10 protein-coding genes and 2 rRNA genes are annotated in these 11861 nt (G+C 64.6%); 9 read left to right on the top strand and 3 right to left on the bottom strand.

Going from position 1 to position 11861, the window contains the following annotated elements; translation table 11 throughout:
• The first annotated feature begins 164 nt into the window (after nucleotides 1-164).
• From ASG12_RS11565 to glsA, 3 genes are all read left to right on the top strand, one after another.
• Nucleotides 165-3301 (top strand): 23S ribosomal RNA (locus ASG12_RS11565).
• 134 nt (nucleotides 3302-3435) lie between these two features.
• Nucleotides 3436-3552, top strand: a 5S ribosomal RNA gene (gene rrf / locus ASG12_RS11560).
• Between the two features lie 169 nt (nucleotides 3553-3721).
• Nucleotides 3722-5134, top strand: a complete 1413-nt coding sequence (gene glsA / locus ASG12_RS11555; protein ID WP_055789316.1) for a glutaminase A — start codon at nucleotides 3722-3724, stop codon at nucleotides 5132-5134.
• Nucleotides 5135-5147: 13 nt separating this feature from the next.
• Here the strand turns inward: glsA and ASG12_RS11550 are convergent, their stop codons facing one another.
• A complete protein-coding gene (locus tag ASG12_RS11550) occupies nucleotides 5148-5723 on the bottom strand; it encodes an NUDIX domain-containing protein (protein WP_055789646.1) in 576 nt (191 codons plus the stop codon).
• A gap of 86 nt (nucleotides 5724-5809) precedes the next feature.
• Here ASG12_RS11550 and nucS point away from each other — a divergent pair, with 86 nt between their 5' ends.
• On the top strand, nucleotides 5810-6493 hold the full coding sequence (gene nucS / locus ASG12_RS11545) for an endonuclease NucS (RefSeq protein ID WP_055789644.1): 684 nt from the start codon (nucleotides 5810-5812) through the stop codon (nucleotides 6491-6493).
• 3 nt (nucleotides 6494-6496) lie between these two features.
• Complete coding sequence (locus tag ASG12_RS11540) at nucleotides 6497-6784, top strand: hypothetical protein (protein ID WP_055789312.1); 288 nt, start codon at nucleotides 6497-6499, stop codon at nucleotides 6782-6784.
• Between the two features lie 33 nt (nucleotides 6785-6817).
• Here ASG12_RS11540 and ASG12_RS11535 read toward each other — a convergent pair whose 3' ends face one another.
• Nucleotides 6818-7903 (bottom strand): hypothetical protein, encoded by a 1086-nt coding sequence (locus ASG12_RS11535; RefSeq protein ID WP_055789309.1) that lies wholly within the window; start codon nucleotides 7901-7903, stop codon nucleotides 6818-6820.
• 141 nt (nucleotides 7904-8044) lie between these two features.
• The gene (mce, locus tag ASG12_RS11530; protein WP_055789642.1) at nucleotides 8045-8524 is read right to left on the bottom strand and encodes a methylmalonyl-CoA epimerase; all 480 of its coding nucleotides are present in this window, start codon (nucleotides 8522-8524) and stop codon (nucleotides 8045-8047) included.
• A gap of 101 nt (nucleotides 8525-8625) precedes the next feature.
• Here mce and ASG12_RS11525 point away from each other — a divergent pair, with 101 nt between their 5' ends.
• Genes ASG12_RS11525 through ASG12_RS11510 form a run of 4 tightly spaced genes read left to right on the top strand, consistent with a single transcriptional unit; the run spans nucleotide 8626 to nucleotide 11823 of the window.
• Nucleotides 8626-9813, top strand: coding sequence for an acetyl-CoA C-acetyltransferase (locus tag ASG12_RS11525; RefSeq protein ID WP_055789306.1), 1188 nt, complete (start codon nucleotides 8626-8628; stop codon nucleotides 9811-9813).
• 46 nt (nucleotides 9814-9859) lie between these two features.
• Nucleotides 9860-10219 (top strand): DUF3817 domain-containing protein, encoded by a 360-nt coding sequence (locus tag ASG12_RS11520; protein WP_055789302.1) that lies wholly within the window; start codon nucleotides 9860-9862, stop codon nucleotides 10217-10219.
• Between the two features lie 48 nt (nucleotides 10220-10267).
• Complete coding sequence (locus ASG12_RS11515) at nucleotides 10268-10573, top strand: thiamine-binding protein (protein ID WP_055789298.1); 306 nt, start codon at nucleotides 10268-10270, stop codon at nucleotides 10571-10573.
• The gene (locus ASG12_RS11510; protein ID WP_055789295.1) at nucleotides 10570-11823 is read left to right on the top strand and encodes an MFS transporter; all 1254 of its coding nucleotides are present in this window, start codon (nucleotides 10570-10572) and stop codon (nucleotides 11821-11823) included. The genes ASG12_RS11515 and ASG12_RS11510 overlap by 4 nt, the downstream gene beginning before the upstream one ends.
• Nucleotides 11824-11861 lie beyond the last annotated feature (38 nt).

Genomic DNA, 11861 nt, shown 5'->3' with positions numbered 1-11861 from the left:
TATTGGGTCCTGAGAGAACACACGTTCTTTCTGATGCTCATCATTGCGCTGCCTTGGAAGCAGCCGGCCTTGGGTCGGTGGGGTGTGTGGGTGGTGGGTGTGTGTTGTTTGAGAATTGCACAGTGGATGCGAGCATCTTTATTTTTTGAATGTTTTGTAGGTTGTTGTAAGTGTGTAAGGGCGTACGGTGGATGCCTTGGTACCAGGAGCCGATGAAGGACGTGGTAGGCCGCGATAGGCCTCGGGGAGCTGTCAAACGAGCTGTGATCCGAGGGTGTCCGAATGGGGAAACCCAGCACCCGTGATGGGGTGTTACCCACTGCTGAATGTATAGGCGGTGTGGAGGGAACGTGGGGAAGTGAAACATCTCAGTACCYACAGGAAGAGAAAACAACAGTGATTCCGTGAGTAGTGGCGAGCGAAAGCGGAAGAGGCTAAACCATGCAGATGTGATACCCGGCAGGGGTTGTCTGTGTGGGGTCGTGGGGTTCATCTTCTCAGTGCTGCCGTGCTGGGGGTGAGTAAAAAAATCACATGCTAGGTGAAGTGGCCTGGAATGGTCTGCCGTAGACGGTGAGAGTCCGGTAGCTGAAAGTGTGTGGTCTCACTTGATGGGTTCCCAAGTAGCAGCGGGCCCGTGAAATCTGCTGTGAATCTGCCGGGACCACCCGGTAAGCCTGAATACTCCCTGGTGACCGATAGCGGACTAGTACCGTGAGGGAAAGGTGAAAAGTACCCCGGGAGGGGAGTGAAATAGTACCTGAAACCGTGCGCCTACAATCCGTCAGAGCCGTTGGGTCCTTTGGTGGGCCGGTGGTGATGGCGTGCCTTTTGAAGAATGAGCCTGCGAGTTAGTGGCACGTCGCGAGGTTAACCCGTTGTGGGGTAGCCGTAGCGAAAGCGAGTCTGAATAGGGCGACCGTAGTGGCGTGTTCTAGACCCGAAGCGGAGTGATCTACCCATGGCCAGGGTGAAGCGTCGGTAAGACGACGTGGAGGCCCGAACCCACTTCAGTTGAAAATGGAGGGGATGAGTTGTGGGTAGGGGTGAAAGGCCAATCAAACTCCGTGATAGCTGGTTCTCCCCGAAATGCATTTAGGTGCAGCGTCGCATGTTTCTCACTGGAGGTAGAGCTACTGGATGGCGGATGGGCCCTACAAGGTTACTGATGTCAGCCAAACTCCGAATGCCAGTGAGTGAGAGTGCGGCAGTGAGACTGCGGGCGATAAGGTTCGTAGTCGAGAGGGAAACAGCCCAGATCGCCGGCTAAGGCCCCTAAGCGTGTACTAAGTGGAAAAGGATGTGGGGTCGCGAAGACAACCAGGAGGTTGGCTTAGAAGCAGCCACCCTTGAAAGAGTGCGTAATAGCTCACTGGTCAAGTGATCCTGCGCCGACAATGTAGCGGGGCTCAAGTACACCGCCGAAGCCGCGGCACTCACACAAGACACTCCAGTGGATCTACGGGTCTGTTGGTGGTGGTGTGGGTGGGTAGGGGAGCGTCCTGCACCCAGGGAAGCCACGGAGTGATCCAGTGGTGGAGGGTGTGGGAGTGAGAATGCAGGCATGAGTAGCGAAAGCGAAGTGAGAAACTTCGCCGCCGAATGATCAAGGGTTCCTGGGCCAGGCTAATCCGCCCAGGGTGAGTCGGGACCTAAGGCGAGGCCGACAGGCGTAGTCGATGGACAACGGGTTGATATTCCCGTACCCGTGTTTCCGCGCCCGTGATGAATCACATGTACTAACCATCCAAAACCACCAGGAAGGCCTTCGGGTCTCGAGTGTGGGGCTGCATGGGACCTTGTGTGGTAGTAGTCAAGCGATGGGGTGACGCAGGAAGGTAGTGGGGCCAGTCAGTGGTTGTACTGGTGTAAGCCTGTAGGGCGAACGGTAGGCAAATCCGCCGTTCACATAGCCTGAGAGGTGATGCGTAGCCGATTGAGGCGAATTCCATGATCCTATGCTGCCGAGAAAAGCCTCTAGCGAGTGGTGACACGGCCCGTACCCCAAACCAACACAGGTGATCAGGTAGAGAATACTAAGGCGATCGAGAGAACTGTGGTTAAGGAACTCGGCAAAATACCCCCGTAACTTCGGGAGAAGGGGGGCCATTGCTGGTGACGACTGTACGGTCTGAGCTGGTGGTGGTCGCAGAGACCAGAGAGAAGCGACTGTTTACTAAAAACACAGGTCCGTGCGAAGTCGTAAGACGATGTATACGGACTGACGCCTGCCCGGTGCTGGAAGGTTAAGAGGACCGGTTAATCCTTCGGGGTGAAGCTGAGAATTTAAGCCCCAGTAAACGGCGGTGGTAACTATAACCATCCTAAGGTAGCGAAATTCCTTGTCGGGTAAGTTCCGACCTGCACGAATGGCGTAACGACTTCTCTGCTGTCTCAACCACAGACTCGGCGAAATTGCAGTACGAGTAAAGATGCTCGTTACGCGCGGCAGGACGAAAAGACCCCGGGACCTTCACTATAGTTTGGTATTGGTGTTCGGTTCGGTTTGTGTAGGATAGGTGGGAGACTGTGAAACCCGCACGCCAGTGTGGGTGGAGTCGTTGTTGAAATACCACTCTGATCGTATTGGATACCTCAACCTCGGACCATGATCTGGTTCAGGGACAGTGCCTGATGGGTAGTTTAACTGGGGCGGTTGCCTCCCAAAATGTAACGGAGGCGCCCAAAGGTTCCCTCAGCCTGGTTGGCAATCAGGTGTTGAGTGTAAGTGCACAAGGGAGCTTGACTGTGAGACGGACATGTCGAGCAGGGACGAAAGTCGGGACTAGTGATCCGGCACCGGCAAGTGGAAGCGGTGTCGCTCAACGGATAAAAGGTACCCCGGGGATAACAGGCTGATCTTCCCCAAGAGTCCATATCGACGGGATGGTTTGGCACCTCGATGTCGGCTCGTCGCATCCTGGGGCTGGAGTAGGTCCCAAGGGTTGGGCTGTTCGCCCATTAAAGCGGCACGCGAGCTGGGTTTAGAACGTCGTGAGACAGTTCGGTCTCTATCCGCCGCGCGCGTAAGAAACTTGAGGAAACCTGTCCCTAGTACGAGAGGACCGGGACGGACGAACCTCTGGTGTGCCAGTTGTTCCACCAGGAGCACGGCTGGTTAGCTACGTTCGGAAGGGATAACCGCTGAAAGCATCTAAGCGGGAAGCCTGTTCCAAGATGAGGTTTCTCACCACCATTGCGTGGTTAAGGCCCCCCACAGACCATGGGGTTGATAGGCCAGAACTGGAAGCCCAGTAATGGGTGTAGGTGACTGGTACTAATCGGCCGAGGACTTACAACACATAAAACCCGCAAACAGTTTTCAACTGATACAAGCGTGTTATGCATCCACTGTGCAATATCTGAAACAACACACAATCCTGATAAAGGATCGTGACCACCCCACACTGGTGGGGTGTGACGGTTTCACATTGTTACGGCGGCTATAGCGGAGGGGAAACGCCCGGCCCCATTCCGAACCCGGAAGCTAAGCCCTCCAGCGCCAATGGTACTGCACCCTAATCAGTGTGGGAGAGTAGGACACCGCCGAACACAACTTCAACGCCCGGCCCCATTCCGAACCCGGAAGCTAAGCCCTCCAGCGCCAATGGTACTGCACCCTAATCAGTGTGGGAGAGTAGGACACCGCCGAACACAACTTGTATCGAGGCCCCGAAGACATCGTCTTCGGGGCCTCGGTCATTTCTGCTTGGATGGCCCCATGGCGTCCGTGGTCGAGACTTATCTGCATCGCATCCAATCCGCGTGCACCCCGATAGACGCCGGCACTCTCGCCGATTACATCCCTCAGCTCGCGGCGGTCGACCCGGACCGATTCGGGGTGTCGGTGGTCGTCCACGACGGCCACGTGTACTCCGTCGGTGACAGCGCCATCGAATTCACCATCCAGTCGATCTCGAAGGCGCTCACCTATGCGCTGGCACTCCGTGAGCGCGGTTTCGACGACGTCGACGCTCAGATCGGTGTCGAACCGTCGGGAGAGGCGTTCAACGAGATCAGCGTCGACCACCGGACCCGCCGCCCTCGTAATCCGATGATCAACGCGGGCGCGATCACCGCGACAGCACTGCTTCTGAAGCGCCCGGGAGTCGACGCGGCCACCCCGCACGACCTCGGTACAGCGGTCGACGAAGCGTTCGAGGTCATCCTCGAGTTCTACTCCGGCTGTGCCGGGCGACACCTGACGATGGACGACGAGGTGTACCGGTCCGAGATGGCCACCGGATCCCGGAACCGGGCGATCGCCTACATGCTGGAGAGCTTCGGGGTGTTCCCCTCCGATCCCGAGGCGGCGGTCGACCTCTACGTCCGGCAGTGTTCGGTGAAGGTGACCTCCGATGATCTCGCCGCGATCGGCTCCACGCTCGCCAACGGTGGGGTGAACCCTCGAACGGGTCGTCGGATGCTCGACACCGCGGTCACACGGCGCGTGCTGAGTGTGATGACCACGTGCGGGATGTACGACGGAGCCGGCGACTGGGTCACGACCGTCGGACTGCCGGCCAAGAGCGGGGTCGGCGGTGGGATCCTCGCGGTGCTACCCGGTCAACTGGGTATCGGCGTGTATTCGCCGCGGCTCGACGAGCACGGCAACAGTGTTCGCGGCGTCGAGGCGTGTCGCCACCTGTCCGACGATCTGGGCCTGCACATGTTCAACGTCGCCCGCGAGAGCAGGGTGACGATCCGTTCGACCTACGACGGGCACGAACTCGACCTCGGCGCCGGTCGGTCGGAGGTCGAACGCGCCTACCTTCGAGCGCATCGGCACCGTGTTCGGGTGTTGGAACTCCAGGGTGACCTGACCTTCTCCGGTGCCGAGAGCGTCGTCCGCCGGGTGGAGTCGTTGCGTGCCGACGCCGACGTGATCCTGATCGACCTCACCCGGGTCGGCGTCATCGACGACGTGTCGCGTCGATTCATCCTCGGCCTGCGGGCGACGCTGCTGGCCGACGACACCGAATGGGTGATCGTCGACCCCGACGGCGTGGTCGACGCAGCCGGACGGCAGAGCAGGCGGACCACCGCAGCCGACGCCCCGGTCTCGTCGATGGCCGAGGCCACCGAGCGTGCCGAGGACATCCTCCTCAAGAGCGCCGCCAACCGCACCGCCTGACCGATCGCGCCGATCAGGCGTCGTACACCGACAGGCAGGCCCAGGCGGCCAGGGTCTGTGCGTCGACGACGACACCGGTACGGATCGCCTCGACGACCTCGTCGCGCGTCCACCATCGGCCGATCAGGTCCTGCTCCTCATGTTCGAGACATGCGGTCCCTGGTCGGGGATCGTCGGCGAGCACGACGGCCGAACGCTGGGAGGTGAAGCCCGGCGCGACGTCGATGACGGACAGGACCCTGAGGTCGTCGGTCTCCATGCCCGTCTCCTCGAGCAGTTCCCGCCGCGCGACGGTGAGTGCGTCGTCGCTGTCGGGGGAGGTTCCGGCCGGGAACTCCCAGCGTCGTGCCGACACGGGGTAGCGGAACTGCTCGACGAGGTAGAACTGCTCGGTGCCGTCGCGCGTGCGACGTGCGATCACCACCGCACCGAGTGGCCGGTCGACCACACCGAAGATGCCGGCGGTGCCGTCGGGCCGACGGATCTCGTCCTCACGCACCGACATCCACGCATTGCGATAGACCTCTCGTGAGGTCACGGTCTCGACGTCGACAGGGCCGGCGTCGGGGGACTGGCGGTCGGTCGGCATGTCCACAGCATCACCTCCGGCGCATACCGTCCACAAGCGGAGAGCCGGTGCGGTGACCGGCGGGGCACGCACCCTAAGGTGAGGTGGTGCGTCTGGTGATCGCTGAGTGCCAAGTGGACTACGTGGGTCGGTTGACGGCCCATCTGCCCATGGCGCGTCGGTTGCTGCTGATCAAGAACGACGGTTCGGTCAGCGTGCACGCCGACGACCGCGCCTACAAGCCGCTCAACTGGATGAGTCCACCGTGCTGGCTCGTCGAACATCCCGCGCCACCCGAGAGCGATGCCTCGGCGTTGTGGGTGGTGACCAACAAGGCCGGTGAGGAACTACGGATCCTGCTCGGACAGATCCATCACGACTCCGTCCACGAGCTCGGCGTCGATCCGGGATTGATCAAGGACGGCGTCGAGGCGCATCTGCAGGAACTGCTCGCCGAGCACGTCGGGACCCTTGGACCGGGATACACACTGATCCGTCGCGAGTACATGACGGCCATCGGCCCGGTCGACCTGCTGTGTCGCGACGCCGCCGGCGGCACGGTGGCGGTGGAGATCAAGCGTCGGGGCGAGATCGACGGCGTCGAGCAACTCACCCGCTATCTCGAGCTGCTCAACCGCGACACGACCCTGGCCCCGGTCGCGGGGGTGTACGCCGCGCAGCTGATCAAGCCGCAGGCCCGCACGCTCGCCGAGGACCGTGGCATCCGCTGTCTCGTGCTCGACTACGACGCGCTCCGGGGAACCGAGAGCACAGAGTTCCGTCTCTTCTGAGCCGTGCCCAGACACAACAGGCGCGATCGGGGAACGCCGCAGACCCCACCGACCGGTGCCCTGCATCGGGTCGAGCGCGGTCCGGCCGGTCTCGACATCGATCACCATGTCCGGCCGATCCCGGGGTCGCGGGCCACGAAGCCCTACCTGTGCCCGGGGTGTCGTCAGACCATCGCCCCCGGCACCGCGCATCTGGTGGCCTGGCCGGTCGACGATCCCGAAGGCGAGGACCGGCGACACTGGCACACCGGCTGTTGGAACGGCCGCGTCACACGGACCGGATACCGCTAGTCCCGAACCCGCCGACGCGGGTCGGGCGGGGTGTCAGCGCGCCGATTCGGTGAGATCGGCCGACGACTGGTCGGAGGTCGTGTCGTCGACCCGAGCACCGTCGGTGGATCGCACGACCTTGGCGTCACCGGACAGTCCGCGGTTGAGGAGGTCGGTGCTGTCGGTGTCGACGATGTCCTTCTCGTCCTCGAGCTCGGAGAGCAGACGCGGCAGATCGTCGAGGTGGGTGCGGACCTCGGTGAGCTGGGCGAGCATGCGCGAGCGGAGCTGACGTGCGCTCTCGACGAGTTCGCCGGACCTGGTGACGCGCTCGGTCGCGATCGAACGCGACTGCGCGAGCAGACGTTCGGATTCCGCGTTCGCATTGTCGACGAGTTCGCGTGCAGTGGCCTCGGAGCTGATCTCGAGTTCTTTGATGGCCTGCACTGCCTTGTCGCGACGGGCGGCCATGGTGACGTCGAAGTCCTCCTGGACGCGTTCGCGCTCGCGGCGGGCCTGCACGTCGATCTCCTCGGCCTCGGCGCGGGCGTTGGCCACGATCCGCTCGGCCTCGAGACGCGCCGCCTTCATGGTCCGCTTGTGCTCGGTCTCCATCGCCGCGGTGCGCTCGGCGATGAACGTCGCGTTCTCTTCGGCGGCCGTGCGGGCCTCGGCCTCGAGGCGGGTCGCCTCGCCACGCAGGCGCTGCGCCTCGACCTTCGCCGAGGCGAGCTGGGAATTGGCCTCCTCGGAGGCGTCCTCGCGCAGCTGTGCCGCCTCCTGTCGGGCCACCGACAGCAGCTCGGCGGACTCCGACTGAGCATCGGCTCGCATCTCCGACGCCTCGTCGGCGGCGAGCTGCAGCATCCGGGAGATGCGGTCGCTCATGCCCTGGGCGGTGGTGACCGGGACCGACAGCGAATCGACCTCGCGGCGCAGCTGTTCGACCTCATCGCGTGCGTCGTCGAGATGCTCGGCGAGTTCGCGGGCGTTGGCGGCCGCGGCGTCGCGGTCGGCGGCGATGACGCGCATCTCCGCGTCGCTGCGGGCGAAGAACTCGCCGACCTGCTCGCGGTCGTACCCGCGCATCGCGATGGCGAAAGGCAATCCGGACGACGAGGTGTGGGTCTGATCGGACATGCGGAGGAGTTTACGCGGAGCGGGAGGTGTTCAGCCGCCCAGTGCGCCCGAACCAGACGATCGGCCGATCACCGCTGGAGGTCGTCCCACGACGGTGGCTCGAGTGCGGTGACGACTCCCGAACTGCGCTCAGGCAGATCGTCAGTGCGCGGCCGGTTCGACCAGTTCGAGCAGCACCCCGCCGGCGTCCTTGGGGTGGACGAAGTTGATGCGCGACCCGGCCGTGCCCCGACGCGGTTGCGGGTAGAGCACGCGCAGACCGGCGTCGGTGAGTCGTCGCACCACCTCGTCGAGATCGGTGACCCGTACGGCGAGTTGCTGCAGTCCCGGACCGTTGCGGTCGATGAACTTCGCGATCGTCGACGACTCGTCGATCGGGGACAGGAGTTGGATCTGGGTGCCGCCGGTCGCCGGTGCGTCGGCGGGCCCGACCATGGCCTCGACGACACCCTGCTCGGTGTTCGTCTCCTGGTGCAGGCACCCGAAACCGAGGTGATCGGCGTACCAGGTCTTCGCTGCCTCGAGATCGGGCACGGCGATGCCCACATGGTCGACCGCGGTGACGAGATCGCCGATCAGGGCGGTGGGGCCGGAGGCGGGGTTCGGTGCTGGTGAGACCATCGGACAACGGTAGCGTTGGAGTGTCGGTGACACCACACGCACCACATCGCCCTGCCACCCGTCGGCCCGCCCGGGCCGACACATCTTCTCGAGAGGTCGCCATGACATCGGTCATCGTCGCCGGAGCGCGCACACCCGTCGGACGCCTGATGGGGTCGCTGAAGGACTTCAGTGCCGTCGATCTCGGGGCCATCGCCATCCGCGGTGCCCTCGAGAAGGCGAAGGTGCCCGCGTCGGCCGTCGAGTACGTGATCATGGGTCAGGTCCTGACCGCCGGCGCCGGCCAGATGCCGGCCCGTCAGACGGCGGTCAAGGCGGGCATCGGATGGGACGTCGCCGCGCTGACCATCAACAAGATGTGTCTGTCCGGCATCGACGCCATCGCGCTCGCCGACCAGCTCATCCGTGCGGGCGAGTTCGACTGCATCGTCGCCGGCGGCCAGGAGTCGATGACCCAGGCACCGCACCTGCTCCCCGGGAGCCGGGGCGGGTTCAAGTACGGCAACACCGAACTCGTCGACCACATGGCCTTCGACGGCCTCTTCGATCCGTTCACCGACCAGCCGATGGGCGCGTTGACCGAGCAGGAGAACGACCGGGTCACCTACACCCGTGAGCAGCAGGACGAGTTCGCCGCGCGGTCGCATCAGCGCGCTGCGACCGCCTGGAAGAACGGCCTGTTCGCCGACGAGGTGGTCCCTGTCTCCATCCCGCAGCGCAAGGGCGACCCGATCGAGTTCGCCGAGGACGAGGGCATCCGCGCCGACACCACCGCCGACTCGCTGGGCCGGCTGAAGCCGGCGTTCCGCAAGGACGGCACCATCACGGCGGGCAACGCCTCGCAGATCTCCGACGGTGCGGCCGCCGTGGTCGTGATGAGCAAGGAGAAGGCGACCGAGCTGGGGCTGGAGTGGCTGGCCGAGATCGGGCCCCACGGTGTCGTGGCCGGACCGGACTCGACGCTGCAGGCACAGCCGGCCAATGCGATCGCGAAGGCCTGTGCGCGCGCGGGCATCAGTCCGACCGATCTGGATCTCATCGAGATCAACGAGGCGTTCTCCGCGGTCGGACTCGCCTCGACCGATCAGCTCGGTGTGGATCCGGAGATCGTCAACGTCAACGGCGGTGCCATCGCCATCGGGCATCCCATCGGCATCTCCGGTGCCCGGATCACGCTGCACCTGGCCCTGGAGCTGGCGCGCCGCGGCGGCGGGACGGGTGCCGCCGCACTCTGCGGAGCCGGGGGACAGGGCGATGCCCTCATCCTGACCGTGCCCGCGCGCGACTGAGAGTCCTACTACAGGTAGTAGTAACCAGTGGACGCGATCGGGCACAATGGTCGCCATGGGTAACTTCTTCGACCTGCGCACCACCGCCAAACGTTTCCGTTTCGTCGCGGTGCTGGAGGCGATCACCTGGCTCGCCCTGCTGATCGCCATGTTCTTCAAGTGGGTCCTCGGACACACCGAGGCCGTGGCGGTCCCCGGCATGGTGCACGGCATCGTGTTCGTGATCTTCGTCCTGGCGGCGCTGCAGTCGGCGCTCGCGCTGAAGTGGTCGGCGAAGGTCTCCGTGCTCGCGGTGCTCTCGAGCATCCCGCCGTTCGGCACGATCGTGTTCGAGCGGTGGGCCGTCCGCAACGGTCACCTCGCCGAGCTGTCGGACACCGGCACGACCACTGCGCGCGTCGCCTGAGCGCACACCCGGTTGCGGCGGCGGTCGGACCCGTGTGACCGTGGGGTCATGATCGTCGCCTTCAGCGTCTCCCCGTCCGGTGCCGACTCGGTGGACGCCGACGGTGGTATGAGCGAGGCGGTGGCCGCTGCGGTCCGCGTGGTCCGTGCGTCCGGCGTGACGCACCAGACCACAGCGATGTTCACCTATCTCGAAGGCGACTGGGACGAGGTGATGGCCGTCGTGCGCGATGCCACCGACGCCGTCGCCGCCATGGCTCCGCGGGTGTCGCTCGTCCTCAAGGCCGACATCCGGCCGGGTTTCGACGGTCAGTTGTCGGCGAAGGTCGAACGGATCGAGAGTCACCTGCGATGACGGTCGCCCCCGGCGACACCCTCGCGCGGACCCTGCGTCGGCGCCGCATCGCGGTGTCGGCGGTGTTCGGCATCAACGGGTTGCTCGCCTCGATGTGGGTGTCGCACATCCCGGTCATCTCCGACCGGACCGGCGTCGACCACAACACCCTGGGCGGACTGCTCCTCATCCTCGGCGGGGCCGCGTTCCTGGGCATGCAACTGTGCGGTCCGATCGTCGATCGCTGGGGGTCGCGCGGTCTGATCGTCACCGCCGCCGTCGTGCTCGCCGTCGCCACCCTCGGTCCGGTCCTGTCGCACTCGGCATGGCAGCTCGCCCTCTCGCTGGCCGTGTTCGGACTCGCCAACGGATCCATCGACGTCGCGATGAACTCCCAGGCCGTCGTCGTCGAGCAGTCCTACCGGCGTCCGATCATGTCGTCGTTCCACGCGTACTTCTCCCTCGGCGGCGTCATCGGCTCCGGTATCGCCGCGGCCGCCCTGTTCGCCGACGTCCCGGTGATCCTCACCGTGAGCGTCGTCGCGGTGATGTCCGTCGTGGCGATCCTCGGCGTACGGCCCTCCCTCGTCGTCGGATCGGCGCGTACCGACGACGGCCCCGCCGACGCAGGCGCCAACAAACGCTTCCCGCCGGGCCTTCGACTGCGCATCGCACTCATGGCGGTCGTCGCGTTCGCACTCATGCTGGCCGAGGGCACCGCCTACGACTGGAGCGCGCTGCACCTCGTCGAGCGATTCGGCACCACCGACGCCGCCGGGGCGGTCGCCTTCGGCGCGTTCAGCGCCACGATGCTCGTCGGTCGCTTCGCCGCGGACTCCGTCACCGCCCGGTTCGGGCCGGTCGCGGTGGTACGTGCGGGCGCGGCGACCGCCGCGGTCGGCATGGCCGTGGTGATCTGTGCGCCCGTACCCGTCGTCGCGATCCTCGGGTGGGCCGTCTTCGGCGTCGGTGTGGCGGGCGGTGTACCCCAGCTGTTCACCGCCGCGGGCAACGTCACCGACCAACCCAGTGGACGGGTCATCTCGACCGTCGTGGGCAGCGGGTACCTGGGGATGCTCGCCGGCCCGGCACTCATCGGGTTCATCAGCCACGAGACCACCCTCGGCTCGGCGCTGTGGCTCGCGGCGGCGGCGATGGTGTTCGCGTGTCTCGCCGGTTCGGTGGTGCGTCGACCGGCGTCGGCGTCGGAGGAGGGGACCGCGCGACGGGATGGAACACCGTCGGCGGGGCGTGCCAAAATGGACGTGTGACCCGACCCCAACCACGTCAGCAGGCCGCGGCCGTCGCG

Source organism: Williamsia sp. Leaf354 (assembly GCF_001424365.1).
Classification (GTDB): domain Bacteria; phylum Actinomycetota; class Actinomycetes; order Mycobacteriales; family Mycobacteriaceae; genus Williamsia_A.
This window is presented reverse-complemented; position numbering and strand designations above follow the sequence as displayed.